The sequence below is a fragment of the Pseudomonas sp. 05N433 genome (genome assembly GCF_056396925.1).
This window is the reverse complement of record NZ_JBFTML010000034.1, coordinates 26,266-44,741: the sequence shown is the minus strand read 5'-3', so window position 1 is coordinate 44,741 and position 18,476 is coordinate 26,266. Positions and strand designations below refer to the sequence as shown.

16 protein-coding genes and 1 pseudogene are annotated in these 18,476 nt (G+C 55.9%); 9 read left to right on the top strand and 8 right to left on the bottom strand.

Annotation, left to right across the window (positions count from 1 at the left end):
• Positions 1-57 precede the first annotated feature (57 nt).
• From AC1DIS_RS18515 to AC1DIS_RS18500, 4 genes are read right to left on the bottom strand one after another with little or no spacing between them, the layout of a single operon-like run.
• On the bottom strand, positions 58-2,751 hold the full coding sequence (locus AC1DIS_RS18515) for an ATP-binding domain-containing protein (protein WP_477781015.1): 2,694 nt from the start codon (positions 2,749-2,751) through the stop codon (positions 58-60).
• Positions 2,748-3,449 carry a DUF4391 domain-containing protein gene (locus tag AC1DIS_RS18510; RefSeq protein ID WP_477748824.1) on the bottom strand — a complete coding sequence of 234 codons (702 nt, stop codon included), beginning with the start codon at positions 3,447-3,449 and terminating at the stop codon, positions 2,748-2,750. The genes AC1DIS_RS18515 and AC1DIS_RS18510 overlap by 4 nt, the downstream gene beginning before the upstream one ends.
• On the bottom strand, positions 3,446-6,745 hold the full coding sequence (locus tag AC1DIS_RS18505; protein ID WP_477748825.1) for a helicase-related protein: 3,300 nt from the start codon (positions 6,743-6,745) through the stop codon (positions 3,446-3,448). The genes AC1DIS_RS18510 and AC1DIS_RS18505 overlap by 4 nt, the downstream gene beginning before the upstream one ends.
• Entirely contained in the window at positions 6,732-6,941 is a 210-nt protein-coding gene (locus AC1DIS_RS18500; protein ID WP_477748826.1) for a hypothetical protein, read from the bottom strand. Before AC1DIS_RS18500 ends, AC1DIS_RS18505 begins: the two co-directional genes overlap by 14 nt.
• Before the next feature lie 888 nt (positions 6,942-7,829).
• Between AC1DIS_RS18500 and AC1DIS_RS18495 the strand changes: the two genes are divergently transcribed.
• From AC1DIS_RS18495 to AC1DIS_RS18470, 6 genes are all read left to right on the top strand, one after another.
• Positions 7,830-8,204 carry a DUF6124 family protein gene (locus AC1DIS_RS18495; RefSeq protein ID WP_477781014.1) on the top strand — a complete coding sequence of 125 codons (375 nt, stop codon included), beginning with the start codon at positions 7,830-7,832 and terminating at the stop codon, positions 8,202-8,204.
• 35 nt (positions 8,205-8,239) lie between these two features.
• The gene (locus AC1DIS_RS18490) at positions 8,240-8,497 is read left to right on the top strand and encodes a hypothetical protein (RefSeq protein ID WP_028939924.1); all 258 of its coding nucleotides are present in this window, start codon (positions 8,240-8,242) and stop codon (positions 8,495-8,497) included.
• A 144-nt stretch (positions 8,498-8,641) separates the two neighbouring features.
• Positions 8,642-9,682: a DMT family transporter gene (locus tag AC1DIS_RS18485; protein ID WP_477744061.1), complete on the top strand. Its 1,041-nt coding sequence runs from the start codon at positions 8,642-8,644 to the stop codon at positions 9,680-9,682.
• Between the two features lie 227 nt (positions 9,683-9,909).
• Positions 9,910-10,278: a DUF6124 family protein gene (locus tag AC1DIS_RS18480; RefSeq protein WP_477748827.1), complete on the top strand. Its 369-nt coding sequence runs from the start codon at positions 9,910-9,912 to the stop codon at positions 10,276-10,278.
• Positions 10,279-10,708: 430 nt separating this feature from the next.
• On the top strand, positions 10,709-11,401 hold the full coding sequence (locus AC1DIS_RS18475; RefSeq protein WP_477744062.1) for a DUF433 domain-containing protein: 693 nt from the start codon (positions 10,709-10,711) through the stop codon (positions 11,399-11,401).
• Positions 11,398-11,805 carry a PIN-like domain-containing protein gene (locus AC1DIS_RS18470; RefSeq protein ID WP_018929437.1) on the top strand — a complete coding sequence of 136 codons (408 nt, stop codon included), beginning with the start codon at positions 11,398-11,400 and terminating at the stop codon, positions 11,803-11,805. Before AC1DIS_RS18475 ends, AC1DIS_RS18470 begins: the two co-directional genes overlap by 4 nt.
• A gap of 223 nt (positions 11,806-12,028) precedes the next feature.
• On the opposite strand, the gene AC1DIS_RS18465 is transcribed toward AC1DIS_RS18470, so the two are convergent.
• Positions 12,029-12,553, bottom strand: coding sequence for a GNAT family N-acetyltransferase (locus AC1DIS_RS18465; RefSeq protein WP_477744063.1), 525 nt, complete (start codon positions 12,551-12,553; stop codon positions 12,029-12,031).
• A 193-nt stretch (positions 12,554-12,746) separates the two neighbouring features.
• On the opposite strand from AC1DIS_RS18465, the gene AC1DIS_RS18460 reads away from it, so the two are divergent.
• Positions 12,747-14,186: an ArnT family glycosyltransferase gene (locus tag AC1DIS_RS18460; RefSeq protein ID WP_477781013.1), complete on the top strand. Its 1,440-nt coding sequence runs from the start codon at positions 12,747-12,749 to the stop codon at positions 14,184-14,186.
• Here AC1DIS_RS18460 and AC1DIS_RS18455 read toward each other — a convergent pair.
• Both AC1DIS_RS18455 and pmrG read right to left on the bottom strand, forming a co-directional pair.
• Positions 14,137-15,000, bottom strand: a complete 864-nt coding sequence (locus AC1DIS_RS18455; RefSeq protein WP_064616104.1) for a phosphatase PAP2 family protein — start codon at positions 14,998-15,000, stop codon at positions 14,137-14,139. The genes AC1DIS_RS18460 and AC1DIS_RS18455 overlap by 50 nt on opposite strands.
• A gap of 34 nt (positions 15,001-15,034) precedes the next feature.
• The gene (pmrG, locus tag AC1DIS_RS18450; protein WP_026286668.1) at positions 15,035-15,706 is read right to left on the bottom strand and encodes a lipopolysaccharide core heptose(II)-phosphate phosphatase PmrG; all 672 of its coding nucleotides are present in this window, start codon (positions 15,704-15,706) and stop codon (positions 15,035-15,037) included.
• A gap of 260 nt (positions 15,707-15,966) precedes the next feature.
• Here pmrG and AC1DIS_RS18445 point away from each other — a divergent pair.
• Together AC1DIS_RS18445 and AC1DIS_RS18440 are read left to right on the top strand one after the other, a co-directional pair.
• Positions 15,967-17,028 (top strand): annotated as a pseudogene (locus AC1DIS_RS18445) (methyl-accepting chemotaxis protein); the annotation flags it as partial.
• The gene (locus AC1DIS_RS18440; protein ID WP_477781017.1) at positions 17,023-17,886 is read left to right on the top strand and encodes a methyl-accepting chemotaxis protein; all 864 of its coding nucleotides are present in this window, start codon (positions 17,023-17,025) and stop codon (positions 17,884-17,886) included. The pseudogene AC1DIS_RS18445 and the gene AC1DIS_RS18440, both read left to right, overlap by 6 nt.
• A gap of 112 nt (positions 17,887-17,998) precedes the next feature.
• Here AC1DIS_RS18440 and AC1DIS_RS18435 read toward each other — a convergent pair whose 3' ends face one another.
• Positions 17,999-18,367: a glyoxalase superfamily protein gene (locus AC1DIS_RS18435; protein ID WP_018929431.1), complete on the bottom strand. Its 369-nt coding sequence runs from the start codon at positions 18,365-18,367 to the stop codon at positions 17,999-18,001.
• Between the last annotated feature and the right edge of the window lie 109 nt (positions 18,368-18,476).

Genomic DNA, 18,476 nt, shown 5'->3' with positions numbered 1-18,476 from the left:
TGTTAAAGAAGCTCAGCGGCTCAATTGTTCAAGTTCGTTTTGATAGATTCAGTCGTGTTATTGCCAGTCCTGGCAGAAGTGCACACGCAGACTCTCGATAGCCGATGGCAGGGTACCTCCACAGGTCACGCCCAGATAAGTGGCCGCACGAGTGGTGCCCACGTACAAATATTTGTCGAAGAGCGCAGGATGTAGCTCGGCAAGCTGGTCGATGCCAATAAAGAAAACAGCCTCAAACTCCAAGCCCTTGATGTGCTGGATATCGAACACACGCACATTGCTTTCTTGCCCGACGGCTTGACCCTCGCGGCAAGCAATGACCTGAATGTTGTGCTCGGCCAGGGCGGCATTCAGTGCATCCGYCACCGGGGCCACGTCGTTTTCGGTATTCACAAAGATAGCCGTGGACGGCAATTGGCCTACAAAGCGCTCAATCTCACGAATGCGATCTGCGAGCCAGCTGACAACGACCGCTGTCTCGCCAGCATGCTCCAACAAGGCAGGGGCCACACCCGAGCTATCCATATTCGCGGGTAAGCTGACGTTTTGCTTGGTACCAGCGACAGCGCGGATCATGGCACGGGCCAAGTCGTTCAGTTGCTTGCTCTGACGATAGGAGACGGTGATCTCCTTGATGTCGAAGTCGGCAAAGACCCACGTCAAGTCGTCAGCGGAGCGCGCCCCCCAAGTAGTAAGACGCTGGTTGAAGTCGCCGCAGGCAAAGAACGAGCGCAGTTGTGGGTGAGCCAGCGCTGCCATGCAGGCGAGCTGAATGGGCGAAAAATCGGTCGCCTCATCCACCAATACTTGATTGCGGTAATGCCCCAGAATAGGCTGAAGCGATGACCAAGCAGGACTGTCAATATCGCGCAGGACGCTGGGTCGGCTAATCAGGTCGCCTGCGGCGCGCAAGATGGCCAGCAGCACAATATCGAGTTCGAGCGGATGGAGGTCGCGGACCTCGAAACCCTCGCTGCGATACCAGTTCCCAGTTTGTTGGCGTTCTCGCCGGAATGCTCGGTAGTGTTTGGGAATGCCGTCGAGATAGCGTTTGACCGGGTTCACGAAGCGCCGGGCGTTGGTCTGCACCAGAAGACTCGCTCCCACATCTGCGCGGTCGGCCTCCGCCAGGCCACGATCGGCCAGCCACTCAATGATTTTGCCGTTGCGAGAGACCTTGTTCAGCATACGCTTGGAGACTGCTGACCGAGCCTGGGCACGCACGGCTTGCATGTAGGCGTTGAGAGCTGCCGCGCGCCCCGTGCGCGATGTTGTGGTGTCTTCTTCCTCGTCTGCATCGAAATCGTCTTGCTCGTCAGCCTCCGTTGCCTGCGCCTGCTGCAAGCTGTCGATGACACGAGCTAACTCATCCAAGAACGCCCGGTTGCGGTTGAGCTGCAGGTTGAGCGCAGCTTTGATCTTGCCGTCGGAGGCTTCCTTCAGGCTGGTGACGAGCGCCTGCACCTTGGGGAGTTCTGCGGCAAATGATCCGAATGTGGTTGCCAGAGCGCCATCACCTGCCCGCGCTAAGATGTCTTGCAAGCGTGCGCCCAAGCTCTTGACGTCGGGAGTCTTGGCATCATGGAGTAGAGCCGCAGCTTCATGCAGCTCCTGTACGTAGGCGCTACGTTGCCATGCATCGAAATCGTCAAACCATTGAATGGGCCGGTCGAGCGCAGCTTCGCTAAGGTTTGGCAAGCTCTCTTTCAGGACGAAGGTGCCGCCGCCAGAAGCAGTTCTGAGAACGCCAAAAGCGTTTCTGGCCAGCTCGCGCCGATAGTCCTGCCAAGTTCTGATGCGCAGATCTGAGGCAGGAACGCCTTCTCGGGCAAAAGCTTCTTTGAGGTACTGCTTGAGCAGTTCGGTAGGCGTGAACATCAGCCAGCTATTGGAATGCGCAACGCCTTGCGCTGCAGCAACCGTCTCAACCAGGCGTTGCTCGCCTTCTTCTAAAAAAGCGGTATCGAGCTTTTGGCCGAGGCGCCGGATCAGGGTCGTCGTTTTGCCGGTACCGGGTGGACCCAAGATTAGCAGGCGCTTGTCGAGAGGAAGACGGAAAATCTCGTCCTGGTATTGATCGAGTACGGGCTGATCCCGCAACCCCATCTTGGTGATAACGCTGCGGCGAACGCCGTCGATGATGTTGGCCTTGACGGTCTCCTCAGCCAGTAATTGGCCCAGGATATCTTCTGTGACTTCTTCCCCGGCAACCTCAGTCAGCAGCGCTCGCAGCGACTCGATGGTGAGAGGCCCGAAATGCTCGGCTTCAACCACGGTGTCACGAGAGTCCCACCCATCGGCGAGTGCACTTGGCCGGAGCTGAGCTCGCTCAAGAACCTCAACAACGGTTCCATTGGGAAGCGTGAACTCTGCACCAATAGCCAATGAGGCCAATCGTCCAACAGGAGCCCGGTAGCTGGCCAAGTTGGGAAAGCCCGATACCGGCGTAGTGCGGCAGATGTAGTAGGTTTTCTCTTCGCCCTCTTCATCAACCACCACAACGCGAGCAATGGCGGGCTCTGCTACCAATACCCGGTAGCTTTCACGGTTCGCCTGGCTGATCTGATCCAGTCTTTGGATAGCCGAACTGGACGTCATCGTATTGATGCTTGCCAGGGCATCGGATCCCAGTGTTCGTCCATCAAGAAGCTTGCTCTTGGAGGCTTCGGCGATGCTTTCGAGTTGCGCTAACGCCTCGCCCGCGACCTGCTCGATGTGTCTCTTCGATTCGTCATTCAGGCTCTGCGTCATGCGCTATCCCTACCGGTCAACTGTTCAAGTTCGCTTCTTAGCTGTCGCAAGAGCGCGTTGATCTCTACCTTGCGGTTGAATTGCTTTTCTTTGGCAAGCTTGCTCGCGGCCTTCTCGACCTCACGCTGCTTCGCCGCAACCTGTACGACACGAGCGACCAAGTCACCAAGGCCTTCTTGCTGGCGCGCAGGTGTTGGAATCAGGCGGTGAAGCAACTGTTCGTACAAGCCACCCAAGTCGAGCGCCAATGGCATGACGGCGCGCTCCACATCGCTCGGTAACCACGCCGTCGCAAAGTAGTCGCTCAACACCCAACGGCTCGCGCCTGATTCGTTCGGGCGCTTGAACGCGGCGACTACCTGCGTTCGGCCGTCAAAACTCAGCTCGAAGATGATGGGGAACTGCACCGCACCATCTATGCAGCGCAACACATCCAAATTCAGCTCCGACGTCTTGAGCTGGATGGCGAAGATCTGAAGCTCCGGCACATTGGGTCTAGCGGGCAGGTTGATCGTTTCCGGAGCCAGCTTGTATTGCCAGACGATCTGTTCCACTTGCTCAACGAACAAGTCTTTCAGCCGTGTGTTGGCTCCACTGTGTTCGTAGATCTTGTTCTTTGGCAGGTTGCGGCAAAAAGCGGCCTGCTTCGGGTAGCTGATGAACGCGGCGTTCGACTCCCATGGAGAGATATGACTCATCCGGCCTCCTGAATTATCAAGAAGGTGATGAGCTCGAAGTCATCCAGTCCGGCAATAGTGTTGACCAGCGCAGTGGTTTTGCCGCCGCTGAACAGGCTGTCCAGATCCTTCTCTTCCTTCACCTCGATCATCGATCGAATGGTCTTGCCAAGCAGGTCGGAATACACCTGCATCTGCCGCCCGTCAGCAGTTTCCTTGTTAAACAGACTGCAAGCCTCCGGAATGGGCTGCGCTTGGCCCTTGCAGCAACTGCGCACCAGGTCGAGCAGGCGTTTGACCTCGGTGTGATCATGAATGACCTCACCCTCACGACTGATGTAGACGAGGTAATACGGGTGCAGACGGTTATGTTGGCTAACGCTGACGCTCGAGTTGTGGTTCCGCAGTGTAAATATCACGCCTGGACGCAGGCCAAGCTCAGGTTTGGCTGACACAGCGGCGTGCATGCCGCTCGGTACGTTGCTCAACTCGCCATTGGCTTTGACGTAGTTGAGCAAGTCCATGCGGAAGTCGTTGAGCCCCAGATCTGTGATCGAAACGCCCGTTTTCAGGTCTTCCAGCTCGATGACTTCTTCTTGCAGGCGGCGCAGCTGCTCCTTGCGGTAGGACACATCGTTGGCTTGGGCGCTCAGCACATTGTCGTCGCCCGTGGCGGTGACGTCGGCAATCATCATCCGGCTCTCGACGCGTTCCTTGAGGTTGATGTACTCGTCGAGCGAGATGTCGGGCCAGTAATTGACCAGTTGGATGCTGCTGTTGGGCGATCCGATGCGATCCACTCGACCGAAGCGCTGGATGATGCGCACGGGGTTCCAGTGGATGTCGTAGTTGATGAGGTAGTCGCAGTCCTGCAGGTTCTGGCCCTCGGAGATGCAGTCGGTACCAATCAACAAGTCGACCTCAGCCGGTTCGTTGGGCAGGACAATGGCCTTTTCTTTGGAGCGCGGCGAGAAGAGGGTGAGCAGCTCCTGGAAGTCGTAGCTTTTCTTTTGAGTTGTGTTTTTTAGCGTCGACTGAGGCGCGCTACTACCAGTGACCTTCGCTGTATGCAGGTACTGATTGGCGAGCAGCTCAGTGGCCAGATTGTCATAGAGGTAATCGGCCGTGTCAGCGAAAGCCGTGAAAATCAGTACTTTTTTATTGCCGGGATTAATGGGATTGGCAATCTTGGCGAGCACTAGCGATTTCAGGTGCTGCAGCTTGGCGTCTTCGGCTGGCGTGATTTTACTCATCGAGGCCAGTAAGGCGGAGATGATTTCCAGGTCAACCTGGAGTTCATGCTCCCAAGAAGGCAGATCCATATCTGCCAGCTTTATCCGAATTGTGTTGCCGATTTCTAAGTCATGAAACGACGGAATACCGTCTTCTTCAGCCTCAATTGAGCCCATGGCTTCTGTAAGGCTGGCGACTTCTGTTACACCGCCCCGGCTCTCGAACTCCTTAATCAGGCCGAGAACGCGCTGGTGGTTTTCTTTCAAAGCATTAAGTGTGCTGCGGAATGCATAAACAGAGCTTTCAAGGCGCTTCAGCAAATTCGTTGTCATCAGTGCTACCAGGCTTTTTTCCCGGTCTACCTGACGCAGCTTGCCTCGACCGCCTTCAACCTGCGTGTCGTACATCTCTTCATACTTCGCCAAGCGGCTAGGCAAGATGTAGCTGATGGGGGCATATACGGCGAGCTTGAGCAGAGACAACTGCTCAAAAATCTCGTTGAAACTCATTACATCCGTTCGCTGCTCAGCATCCACAACCAGTGGGCTACGGAACGACAAGGGCTTGCGCCGTTCAGGGAATTGCCCGATATCCGTGGTGTCGTAGAAGGTCTGAATGTGTTTACGCGAGCGTGCAATCGTGACGCTGTCTAGCAACTCGAAGAAATCGAAGTCGAGCGAGTCCAAAATGGCGCGCGCCGTGCGTTCCTCGGGCGGAAGTTTTGACCAAGCGTTAAAACTGGCCTGCGCACCACGGAAAATTTCCTCGACAGTTTTGCCAGTTCTCAGCTTCTTGCTTAGGTTTTCGGAGTTGCCTTCGTAGGCTAGAGCGAGTTGGTTGCGCAGGTCATTGAAGCGGTTGTTCACTGGAGTCGCTGAAAGCATCAGTACCTTGGTTTTCACACCCTCCTTGATGACTTTGTTCATCAGCTTCTGGTATCGGGTTTCCTTGTCCTTGAAGGCATCGTTATTGCGGAAGTTGTGCGATTCATCGATGACAACGAGGTCGTAGTTACCCCAGTTGATGCGGTTGAGCGGAGTGCCAAACGACTCACCACTCGTGCGAGTGAGGTCGGTATGGCACAGCACGTCGTAGCTGAATCGGTCACGGGCAAAGATGTTGGTCTTGAGGTTACGGTTGTAGTTGAGCCAGTTGTCCGCCAGTTTTTTGGGGCAGAGCACCAGCACCGACTTGTTGCGAAGTTCGTAATACTTGACAACAGCTAAGGCGGTGAAGGTTTTACCCAAGCCAACGCTGTCCGCCAGGATGCAGCCACTATAGGTTTCTAGCTTGTTGATGATCCCAGTGGCCGCATCCTTCTGGTAGTTGAAGAGCTTGTTCCAGATGAGCGTGTCCTGGTAACCGGTACGGTCGTTGGGTAAAACGTCCTCATCGATGTCGTCCAGGAACTCGTTGAAGATGTTGTAAAGCATCAGGAAATAGACGCTCTCAGGTGAGTTTTCCTGGTAGACAGCCGCAATGTGATCGCAGATCTGCAGGGTGACGTCTTCCAGTTTTTCCGGGTCGCTCCAGATCTGATTGAACAGGCTTAGGTAAGTTGCCGTGAAGGTTGGCTCGTCCATTTTGTTGACGAGATTGGACACAGCATTGCCTTGCTGGTAACCAAGATCGACGGCGGTAAAGCCGTGCAATGGCATGTATGAGGTGTCCGTTTCAGCAGATTGCACGCAGGCGAACTGCTGCATCGGGGCCTTGCTGCGATTCGACTTGAAGGTCGCCTTGCGCCGCATCCATTCTGCGCATTCTTTGGCAACCGCTCGCTGGGTGAGCTTGTTGCGCAACTGAATCTCGAACTCGCTACCGTACAGGCTACGCTCACGATCCAGCTTTGGGATGTGGAATTCCTTTCGCTCTTTGCGGACCTTGTCGGCAACCTCGCTGGCAACGAACGTCGGTGAGGTGAAGATGAAGTTCAGTTCATCGATCTTTTCCAACTCAGCTTTCAGCGCTTCGAATGCATACATCGAAAAACAAGACGCTGCGATACTCAGGCGGGAACCAGGTTTTAACGTCGCTTTGAGGTCATCACCCAGCAGCCTTGTAATATTGTCAATGAGCTCCATCGTTTCCCTTACCTTTTTTCGTCTCTTCCGCTGACGGTTCTTCTGCCTGCAGCCCCTGTTCCTGAGCATATTTCAGGACTAATACCTCAACCATCGAGGAAATGGAGCGCCGCTCTCTTTCCGCTGCAATTCGCAGCAGTTGTTTGATGTCACTCGATGTACGAATGGACAGGGTTTCGTCCTTGGGGCGCTTCATGAATCAGTCCTGCAGTTTTTGTGCTGCAAATGTACTGCGTCGTGCCATCAATAGCGACTCAAAAAATCTAGAACCAGGCGAACTGCTATTCCCACCCACTAAAGCTAAGATCAGGGTCGTGATCGACACAGCAGTCGCAGCTTGCAGGTTCTCAACAAATTCAGACAAGACAGGTCGCCAACTGGTCCACCACACGTTTAGCTCGGCACTGCTGACGAATACATCAAAGCGCTGCAGCACTTGCTCCAGATAGCCTGCATAGTCAGCTAATTGCCATTTTGGTAACGGCAGCGTTGCTGGTGCCTCCCCGAAGTGCGTGAGTCAAGTTCGCGCTCAGACCCAGCATCCGAGACGGTCGCAGGTTCGAATCCCAAGCGAAGTAACGCTTAGGAAAACGGTATTCCAAATGGTATTCCACAACAAAACTCAAACCGTAAATATCATTAAAAATCAAAAAGTTATGATTTAAGTTCAGATTACCCCGGCCCACCAATCCAAGCTGGCAAAGCCCGCCAAGTGCGGGCTTTTTTGCATCTGGGGTTTGGCATTCAAACGCTCATCAACACCCCCACTCCGTCCTAGGAAATTTCCCTCAAAACGTATCGCCTTCCATGAACTAGCGGGCGCCGCTCATCGAGGATAGCCTCCAGGTGTCGCTGCAATTCAGCGATTGGGCTTTGACAGGCCGAAAAGTGTAACCTTTCACTCCTCCTGATCAGGCAGCATGCTCACGCGCATGCAGTCTCGTTTATGGCGGCTGTGCGTGGGGCATCTTCGGGTGCACCGGGTTCCTACACTACCGGTCTGTCAACCCGCGTACAGCTGCCACCCAATTCTGTTTGACAGCAGAAGGGTGGTCGCCTCCAAAACTAGTGTAGGAGCATCAACATGAAGAAGATCACCCCCAACCCTCCAGAAACCGATACCCCTTCAGAACCCGAAACCCTCGACCTGACCCAACTCTCCCAAGCCACCCAACGCGCCGTCAGCGCCCGCTTGCGCAACCCGAAACAGCCCGACCCCGTGAGCCAAGTGTTCACCATCCTCCCCGACGTCGACACCCCCACCCTGCTCGCTCACGCCAGCGAAACCCTGGCCTCCCTGAACGTCATGACCACCGACCTGGCCGACCAGCTTGAAGGCTCGCATCGCAATGTGGCGTTGGCGATGCAACAACTGGCCGTGCTGGCCGAGATGTTGATCAATCGAGCGCTGGATAACCTTGATTCGCCCATGCCGGYGATCGAGCCCGTCTGCCACTGAGTGATCGCGCTCGTTGATCGAATGGAGGTTTTGTCATGGATCGATACATGCCGATCACCGGCATCGACTGCACTATCGCGTCGCTGCTGATCGACACTGAAGCGCCGCTGGATGTGCTGCATGAAACGGCGGCTTACCGCATCCGCACGGCGACTCAATTGCTGGAGAGTTTCGCTGTGAACGAAGGCGTTCACAGTGAGCTGGCGCGGGTATTGGTGACTTCGTTGCGCGATGGTTGCGATTTGCTGGATGTGGTGGGGCGGCGGTTGCAGAGGCAGGTTTCAGCGTCTTAACAATTCCGGCAGCCGCGCCCCCAACGTAAAAAGGCACCTGACTAGCCTATCGCAGGTGCCTTTTTTGTGGGTTCGATTCAATGCGCTATCGATGCATGACGAGTATCGTGTCTCTCAACAATGCCTTTTGCTACGGAACAGATGATGAACAAAAGCGTTTTATACGCCTTGGGTGCTGCAGCGCTGTTTGGTGCCAGCACGCCGCTTGCCAAGGTCCTGGGGCTGAACGTTTCACCCGTCTTGCTCGCCGGTTTGCTTTACCTGGGAAGTGGCTTGGGTCTCACGGTTACCCGGCTGATCCGTGATCGCGGCTGGCAGCCTGTCGGTTTAACCATTTCAGAATGGCCATGGCTCATTGGTGCTATCGCGTTCGGCGGCGTGTTGGGGCCGGTGTCTTTAATGTTTGGCCTTACCCTCACATCAGCTACCACTGCTTCGCTGTTGCTAAACCTTGAGGCGGTATTGACCGCCCTGCTTGCCTGGATGGTGTTCAAGGAGAACGCCGATCGGCGGATCGTCGCTGGAATGATCGCAATCGTTGCCGGTGGCGTGCTCTTGGGTTGGCCTCAAACTTCCGCAGGGATCCATGGCTGGGTTGGCCCGGTCGCCGTGGTGATTGCCTGTTTTTGTTGGGCCATCGATAACAACCTTACCCGGAAGGTTTCCGCATCGGATGCATTGTTTATCGCTGGCATCAAAGGATTGGTCGCCGGGGTCGTCAACTGCGCTTTGGGGATTGCTCTTGGCATGCATCTCCCCGAGTTATCTCTATTGGGGCCAACGCTACTGGTAGGCTTTTTGGGCTACGGCGTTAGCCTGGTGCTGTTCGTTTTGGCTTTGCGGGGGCTTGGCACCGCGCGCACAGGTGCGTACTTCTCTACTGCACCGTTCCTGGGGGCCGCTATTTCGATCCTGTTGTTAGGCGAAGCGGTGACGTGGGTGTTTTGGGTGGCTGCCGGCCTGATGGGAATTGGCGTCTGGATACACCTGACCGAAAGCCACTCTCACGAGCACCAACACGATCCGCAAACACATGACCATCCGCATATTCATGATGAGCACCATCAACATGAACATGCCTTTGAGTGGGACGGCACTGAACCTCATAGCCATTTACACGACCACGCTCCCATTAAGCACAGTCATCCGCACTTTCCCGATATCCATCACAGGCACCAACACTGAGCGACTGAGACGGCGCGGCAGTTGCTCAGGGTCAACAGTAGTGGAAAAGGATTTCTCTGACAGATTAGAACCACGTCATCCTGGGAATTTTCCTGCAACCCGTAGCGACTGCCATGAACTGGTGAACAACATTTCTGAAAGATAGTCTTCACCCTTCGCTGCGACCCTGCGGATGGTTTTAACAAGCCGAAATTACGTAAGGATCCCTAAACCAATGGAACGCCCTTATGAAAAAGATCACCCGAATCCCACTGAAAAATCCGGCCACTTCACAACCTGAAACCCTCGACCCGACCCAACAGCCCAAAACCACCGAACGCTCCGTCAGTGCCCGCCGGCGCAACCTGAACAGGAACATCTTCAGCGTCCGCCCCGACGTCGACATGCCCACCCTGCTCGCTCACGCCAGCGAAACCCTGGCGTCCCTCAACGTCATGACGCTGGACTTTGCCGACCGACTCGAAGGCCCGCAGCGCAATGTGGCACTGGCGCTTCAGCAGTTGACGATGCTGACTGAGCTTTTGGTCAACCGAGCGAAGGATAACCTTGATCCGAAGGCGTCGGTGGCCGCGGGAGAGCCTCCCGTTCTTCACTGAGTGATCGCGCTCGTTGATCGAATGGAGTCTTTACCGCTCCCCCAACACAAAAAGGCACCTGACGAGAATATCGCAGGTGCCTTTTTGGGCTTTGAATGGGTAGAGATGTTCTGTATGCGTGACAATTGAAGCTGAATGTTACTTATACGAGACAATGCAGTGTCAGACGACTCAACACTAGGTTTCATAATCTGCAACTTACTGTCGACTCAATAGACGACAGAGTAGCCACGTTTTCGCCCAAGCGACTTACAGGACAGGGTTTTCAGAAATTTCCTGCAAGCCGTGACGACTCCGAGCTGATTGTGTAGCTCACGCTTCAAACCTACTCTGCCCAAACAAAACAGCGGTTCGTCCCCGACCAGTTGCTTGAGTTCACCCTTACGACCAGAATCCATCCATCGGATCACCTGCTGACAAGGAGGCCAACATGCAAAACATTAAGCTACCTAGCCGCCTTGTCGGCATTGGCTTGTACACCCCAGCAGAAGCTTCGCTTTACACCGGGATTTCAGCTACCGATATACGCCGCTGGTTATTCGGATACACCGCCCACGGTGTTCAGCATCCGGGGCTTTGGGACTCAGAGCTGTCTGATGTGAACGAGTGCGTTCTAGGTTTTCATGACTTACTGGAAATTCGTTTCGTTCATGCTTTTCGCCAACACGGCGTAAGCCTKCAAGCCATCCGTAGTGCCTCGCAGCAAGCAAAAGAGTTGTTTAACCAACCGTACCCATTCACCTGCAAACGCTTTCAAACCGACGGACGAAGCATCTTCGCCACGGTGATGGGTGAAACAGGGGATGAGGCACTTCTGGACTTGATCAAGCGACAGTATGCATTCGAACAAGTCATCAAACCTTCGCTCTATGAAGGTATCGACTACACAGGATCAGGCTCGGCGCAGCGCTGGTATCCGGTCAAACGCAGCAAAGCCATCGTTCTCGACCCCTCTCGAAACTTTGGAAAACCTGTCCTGTCAGGTACGGGAATTGACACAGCAGCCATTTTTAGCGCCTACAGAGCTGAAGGCAGAGACGTCAAACGTGTAGCCCGCCTCTATGAAATACCTATTGCTGCAGTTGAGGCAGCGGTCAGTTTTGAGCAAAGGAATGCGGCTTGAAGTTCCTATTGGATAACAATCTTCCCCCTGCGTTGGCCCGAGCCTTGAACGAACTGACTAAAGCTGAGGGCCATTCGGTACTGTCTTTAAGGGATAAATTTCCGCAAAGCACCGCTGATGTGGCATGGATATCAGTGCTGAGAGAAGAAGGTGGATGGGCTGTCATCTCTCAAGACAAATTCACAAAAGGTGATATTGAAAAGAGAGCGTTCCGCGAGTGCGGACTGCCGGTCTTCTGTTTGGCCAAGCATTGGGGAAACGAGTCTTATTGGAACAAAGCGCATAACCTGGTGCGATGGTGGCCGTCGATCATGAGTCAGGCACATCTGAATGGAGGTGGCGCTGCGTTCCGCGTACCGTGGAAATGTCCGGCGCACGGAAAATTTGATCAAATAAAAATATAAACCCCGAACCGTGACAGGGCTTCTTTTCATTCATACCTTTGGTGAAGCTACGAGCGACTGAAGCCATCCATCCACATGAATTTTTCTTCACCCCACCGCCCCCCCTCCAACCTGTACATTCCCCCTCGCTCATTCAAGAAACTACGGTTTGCCCGCCCTCCCGCGGGCTTTTTTTTTTGCCTGCGATTTGGTTAGCGGTCGGTTCCAGTGACTGCTCCCACCATCATTTCAACCGATACAGATACGTATCCTGCGCCTCATGCGGCTGCAAACAAGCCCTCTGATAACACCGTCTGATCAAACCAAACCCGGCCGCTTCGGCCAGCCGCTGGCTCGCCACATTGGCCGAGGCGATGGTCAGGTAAAACGTGAAACCGGGCATGCTTTTGATCAACGCTTCAAGCGCCGTGCGCATATAGCCTTTGCCCGTATACTCGGTATTGACCCAGTAGCCGACCAAATACCGGTTACGGCGCCGGGGCTTCAAGCCAATACAGCCGATGATCGCGTGCGCGGTATCGTCGACGATAAACAGCCGCCGCTCACCGGTTTCGCTTTTGAATTCATCGACTGCCCGCGCGAGGAACGATCGGGCCTCGTCCTCGGTGGTGTAGGGTTTGGCCCAGGGCAGAAATTCGCAGTGGACTGTAAAACTGGCGTTCAGCGCATGCTGCAACGCTTTACACCATCCGGGGTCGGGGGCGCTCAATCTCAATGTGTGAGTACCAACGGTCAGCGCAAGCTCCATTGCATCATCCTTAACTACCAACTCCATGACGTCAGACAATAACAGCGCCTGGAAGGACGCTGCTACTCAGATCGCCCCCCGTTAGTGCTGCCCCAACGTCACCCGTCACCTCTCGCTGGTCGTTCATGTTTCGTTAAGCATTCAACTCGTATGCTTGGGGTTCCCGGTCCCCTGCTCGGTTAGCCAGAAACTCATGTCACGCCCCGTCTCTTCACTGTTTCTACTCGCCGCTCTGCTGTTTTTCTTCGCGCTAAGCAATCACCAATTACAAGGTTCCACGGAGGCCCGGGTCGCCGGAATTGCCATGGAGATGCACCTGGATAACGACTGGGTGACCCCGCATTTGTTCGGCGAGCCATTTCTTGAGAAACCGCCCTTGAGCTTGTGGCTCGACGCCGGGGCGATTCGCGCATTCGGCGGTACGCCGTGGGCGGTGCGGCTCGCGTCGGCGTTTGCCGGGTTATTCAGCGTGATGTTGCTGTATGCGATGCTGCGGCGGTTCGACCGGCCCAAGGTCATTGCCTGGACGGCGGGGATTTTGCTGGCGACCATGGCCAGTTACTGGAGCAACACGCGCAGCGTCGGCGAAGACGCGTTGCTGGCCTTCGGCGTGAGCATGGCGCTGCTGGCATTTTTTCAGGGGACACGGTATTCGACTGTCGGCAACGCCCTGCTTTTTGCATCAGGGATCGCCATCGCGACCTTGAGCAAAGGCGTACTGGGGCTGGCGATGCCGGGGGTGGTGATCTTCRCGTATCTGCTGACCGAAACCTTGATGGACAAGCGCCTGAAGCCCTCGGACTGGCTGCGCCCCGGCCTGTTGACACTGTTGGGATTGGTGCCGCTGATGATCTGGCTCGCGGTGCTGTATCAACGCGATGGTGCGCATGCCGTGGGGGAAGTGTTGCTGACCAATAGTGTCGGGCGCTTCAGCGGCTCCTTCGTCGAGGCCGGCCATTACGAGCCGTTCTACTACTACCTGGCCAAACTGCCGGAGACCTTCGCGCCCTGGAACATTCTGGTGTACCTGGGGCTGTGGCACTTTCGCAAAAGCCTGATGGCCAATCGTTACCTGTTGTTCTTCACGGTGTGGCTGCTGGCGCAGTTCGTCATGCTGACCCTGGCGTCGAGCAAACGCACGGTGTACCTGATGTCCATGACGCCTGCAGCGGCGGTGATTGCCGCGGAATATGCGAGCGTGCTGTTCGAGCGGCTTCAAGCCTACTCCGGTGCATCGACCTTGCCGGGGCTGATTGTCCGGCATCGTCGCGGTATAGGGGTTGGCGTACTGGCCGTGGTGATTGGCAGCTACCTCGCTGCCGCACAATGGGTATTGCCTCACGCTGATCGCACGCTGTCCTTCCTGCCGCTGACTGAACAGATTCAGGCATTCCAGGCCAGCGGGCAGCAGGTCGCGTTGTTTCAAGCCAACGAGCGGGTGGGCGGCGCCAGCGTGTTCTACACCCGACGCGTACTCAAAGGCCTGGATACCGAGGCGCAATTGCATGAGTTTCTGAGCGCCTCACCGGCTAATGTGGCACTCATGTCTGGTGTAAATGAACCCGCCGCGCCCTTAAAGGTGATCAAGACAATGATGGTGGGGCGTCAGGCTTACTACTTTGTAACCCTGTAAACGGCTCAGCGACGGGTAGCTCAGCCTTTTGCAGCACCGGCAGCTCCAGTCGCGCCCGCCCATAGAACGCCAATGCCGTCAGTAAACACGTCAGCCACACGAAGATCCCGGCCCAAAAGGTGTGGGACATGTAGTGCCAGCCTTGCAGGACCCGTGTCGTGCCGTAGACGAAACCGAGCAGCAGCGAGCCGTACATCATCGCTTTAGCGTACCGCCAGCGGTAGCGGCGAGCCACGAAGTACAGCGCGAGCATGGTGAAGCCGCCCGACGCATGCCCACCCGGCCAGCAGCGACCGTCACCGGCTTCTTTCAGCAGGTCAAAATTCTGGTACCACTCCTTGTGCTCGATTTTCCCGGCGTACTGAGTGGTTTCAACCGGGCAATACACACTGGTGTGGCTCTTGAGGTAGTGGATAACGCCGGTGCTGATGGAAAACGCGAACACCACATACAGGAAGTCCCGGCGGTGTTTACTGGCGAACCGAAGCACAGGCGCGACTTTGATTTTTTCCAGGAAGGCGATGATCTTCGAATGTTTTTCAGCCTTCAGTCGCGGCCAGAGAAATGACAGCAAGGCGCCGATGATCGCAATCTCACCCGTCCAGTTCGGGATGATCCGCGCCCATTTATGGGTGATCTGCTCGAACAGACGGACATGCTCCAACGGAAACACCTGGGTAACCGGGTCATAAAAAAGATCGCTGAAAGCGATGTCGATTTTGGTCATGTCAAACATCAGGAACACCGCGACCGCGCAGGCCAGCGGAATACCAAAGTTCACCCAGTAAAAGCGGTAACGGGAAGAAGTCAGCATCGTACGTCCAGATCCAGAGTGATGAAGAAGAAGCTCATTCGGTGGTCACCGAGTGCCAGTCAGAGGCCTCGATGGAACCAAGCATACGAGGTTCCTGAGGTTTTTCAGCGGAGATAAACAGAGAAGCGCCGTAGCCTAGAGTAGCAGTCGGCAGCTTGAGCTCTTTTTCGAGTTCCGCCATGCACTCGCTGTGGGTCACCAGAATCAGGTTGCGCCCCGCCACTTTGTGCGCCAGAGCATCACGTAACATACTGCCCCGGCAGTTGATCAACCAGTCTTCGCCGACGCCAACCTTGTTGAACATATAACTGGAGGTCTGTGCCGCACGGATGATCGGACTGTTATAGATATCGGTCTTGTTCAGGCCCAGACGTTCAAACTGCGCACCGACCCCCACTGCCACACTGCGCGAGCGATCTGTAATGCCATCATTGCCAATCAGACAGGGGGCGGTGGAGTGATCGCAACGCTCAACGTGACGCACCAGCACGATCATGTCGCCCTTGGCCCACCCCGCAGCCAGCGCACGGGCACCCGCCACATTGCCATGGGACAGATCGGGCACAGCCGCAGGTCGCAACAGCCACACGGTCAGCGGAATCACCAGCAGCAGTGAGGCCACGATGACCATTGCGTTTCGATAACGGGCCAAACGGCTCAGATCGATCGAGCGTTTTATCCCGAACAGACTCAGTCTCAATTCCACGTTCAGCCGCCTCGCCGGCATGCATCACAATCATACAAAACCGCAAGGGTAGCGAGTCTCGCGTTGGCTGCTGGTGAAACCCATGTGAAAAAAAGCTTAAGAACTGCGTAAAAATCTTGTTACAGAATCCATCCGACAAAATCCTTTCAGCTCCCGGGATTGYGGCCGATACATACCTGCTACACACCTTGCTGGCTCCCAAAAACAAAAATCTTCCAGCCAACAGACGATTAAAAGCGCAACGTTCCTGGAGGAATTTGATGAATAGCTGGTTCGGCAACATCAGCGTGAACCTGAAACTGGGCCTGGGATTCGGCCTGGTCCTGGCACTGACCTGCATCCTCGCCCTGACCGGCTGGACCAGCCTGGGCGGGTTGATTGACCGCAGCAACTGGATGAGCGACATCACTCAGCTCAATGCCGGCCTGACCAAGCTGCGCGTGGTTCGCCTGCAATACATGCTGACCAACGGCGACGAAACCGCCGCACAGAATGTGCAAACCACCCTGGACAGTTTTGTTGCTCAGCAAACCGCCCTGCTGGGCAGCTTCAAAAACCCTGAAAACGTCAAAATGCTCAAAGAGCAGGCCGCGACCATCGCCGCTTATCAGACGTCGCTGAACAAAATGCGCAGCGCCTACCGCACCGGCAACAGCGCCCGCGACGCCATGGGCGCCAACGCCGAAACCGCCAGCAAGCTGATCGACGCAATCAACATCCGCGTACAGCAAATGCCCTTGAGCGATCAGCGCTTCGAACAGTTCCTGGCCATCACTGCCGCCAAGGAAGCGTTCATTCTTGCCCGCTATGAAGTGCGCGGCTACACCGCTAACACCAATGCCGAGACCGAGCAGAAAGCCGTTTCCCAACTGGATGCGGCCATCGCCAGCCTGAAGTCGCTGAACGCGCATTTCGCCGAGACCCAACAAGATGCGCTGCGTCAGTTGGAAACCGCCCTGAGCAACTACCGCAGTGCCTTGCAAGCCTATAAAGCCGCCAACACCGATGCGGTGCAGGCGCGTAAGGAAATGACCGATCAGGGCGCCGCCATCGTGACCCTGAGCGATCAGCTGTATCAATTCCAGCTCGACCGCCGTGATGCCGAAAGCGCCCAGGCCCGCACACTTCAATTGATCAGCACCTTGCTGGCGTTGCTGGTGGGCATCATCGCCGCGGTGGTCATCACCCGTCAGATCACCGGTCCGTTGCGCGATACCCTTAAAGTGGTCGAGCGCATCGCCGGTGGTGACTTGTCTCAGGACATCAAGGTCACCCGCCGCGACGAACTCGGCGTGTTGCAGCAAGGCATTGCGCGCATGGGCGTGACCCTGCGGGACTTGATCAGCGGCATCCGCGATGGCGTCACCCAGATCGCCAGCGCCGCCGAAGAGCTGTCGGCCGTGACCGAACAGACCAGCGCCGGTGTGAACAGCCAGAAAGTGGAAACCGATCAGGTCGCCACCGCCATGCACGAAATGACGGCCACCGTGCAGGAAGTCGCGCGCAACGCCGAAGAAGCTTCTCAGGCCGCAGCCGCCGCTGACGGTGAAGCTCGCGAAGGTGACAAAGTGGTCAACGAAGCCATCGCCCAGATCGAGCGGCTGGCCAGCGAAGTGGTGCGTTCCACTGAAGCGATGAGCGTACTGCAGCAGGAAAGCGACAAGATCGGCAGCGTCATGGATGTGATCAAGGCCGTGGCAGAGCAGACCAACCTGCTGGCCCTCAACGCTGCCATCGAAGCGGCCCGTGCCGGTGAGGCTGGTCGTGGTTTTGCGGTGGTGGCTGACGAAGTTCGTGGCCTGGCCCAGCGCACGCAAAAATCCACCGAGGAAATCGAAGGCCTGGTGGCCGGCTTGCAGAACGGCACTCAACAAGTGGCGGCGGTGATGAACAACAGTCGTACCCTGACCGACAGCAGCGTGGCGCTGACTCGCAAGGCCGGCGTATCACTGGAAAACATCACCCGCACGGTGTCCAACATTCAGTCAATGAACCAGCAGATCGCTGCCGCCGCCGAGCAACAAAGCGCCGTGGCCGAAGAGATCAGCCGCAGCATCATCAACGTACGCGACGTGTCCGAACAGACCGCCACCGCCAGCGACGAWACCGCTGCGTCCAGTGTTGAACTGGCGCGGTTGGGCAATCAGTTGCAGATGATGGTGAGTCACTTCCGGGTTTGATATTCACTTTGCGGTGAATGATAAATCGCCTTCTCGGGCAAGCCTCGCTTCTACAGGTTCAGTGAGTAACCTGTACAAGGAGCGAGGCTTGCCCGCGAAGGCTATCTAACGCTTAAACACTAATCGCATTGGTAAACACCAACCGATTGCCAAACGGATCGGCCACGGTCATGTCCTGACTGCCCCACGGCATCGCCTGGATTTGTGGGTGCGCAAACTTATATTCCTTGGCCAGCAATTGCTGCTGGAACGCCTCCAGCTCATCGGTCTCGATGCGCAGGGCCGAGCCCGGTGTCGCGTCGCCATGATGTTCGGAGAGGTGCAGCACGCACTCGCCACGGGAGATTTGCAGGTACAGCGGGAGGTTCGCCTCGAAGCGGTGCTGCCAATCAATCTTGAACCCCAGAAACTCGACGTAGAACTCCAAAGCCTTGGTTTCATCGAAAATCCGCAGGATCGGGGTGGTTTTGCCGAAACTCATGGGGTAACTCCCTGACTGAATGAGCCCAGTGTGACTGGGCTGGATGTCAGCGCTTCGGCTTGGTGACGGCTTTCTTTAACTGCAATGTGCCACCATGAGACCTGGATCA

What these genes read in the sequence shown, in the direction of transcription:
- AC1DIS_RS18480 (WP_477748827.1), top strand. Translation starts at nt 9,910, where the DNA reads ATGAAAAAGATCACCCGAATCCCACTGAAAAATCCGGCCACTTCACAA.
- AC1DIS_RS18505 (WP_477748825.1), bottom strand. Translation starts at nt 6,745, where the DNA reads ATGGAGCTCATTGACAATATTACAAGGCTGCTGGGTGATGACCTCAAA.
- AC1DIS_RS18465 (WP_477744063.1), bottom strand. Translation starts at nt 12,553, where the DNA reads ATGGAGCTTGCGCTGACCGTTGGTACTCACACATTGAGATTGAGCGCC.
- AC1DIS_RS18510 (WP_477748824.1), bottom strand. Translation starts at nt 3,449, where the DNA reads ATGAGTCATATCTCTCCATGGGAGTCGAACGCCGCGTTCATCAGCTAC.
- AC1DIS_RS18485 (WP_477744061.1), top strand. Translation starts at nt 8,642, where the DNA reads ATGAACAAAAGCGTTTTATACGCCTTGGGTGCTGCAGCGCTGTTTGGT.
- AC1DIS_RS18455 (WP_064616104.1), bottom strand. Translation starts at nt 15,000, where the DNA reads ATGCTGACTTCTTCCCGTTACCGCTTTTACTGGGTGAACTTTGGTATT.
- AC1DIS_RS18435 (WP_018929431.1), bottom strand. Translation starts at nt 18,367, where the DNA reads ATGAGTTTCGGCAAAACCACCCCGATCCTGCGGATTTTCGATGAAACC.
- AC1DIS_RS18500 (WP_477748826.1), bottom strand. Translation starts at nt 6,941, where the DNA reads ATGAAGCGCCCCAAGGACGAAACCCTGTCCATTCGTACATCGAGTGAC.
- AC1DIS_RS18490 (WP_028939924.1), top strand. Translation starts at nt 8,240, where the DNA reads ATGGATCGATACATGCCGATCACCGGCATCGACTGCACTATCGCGTCG.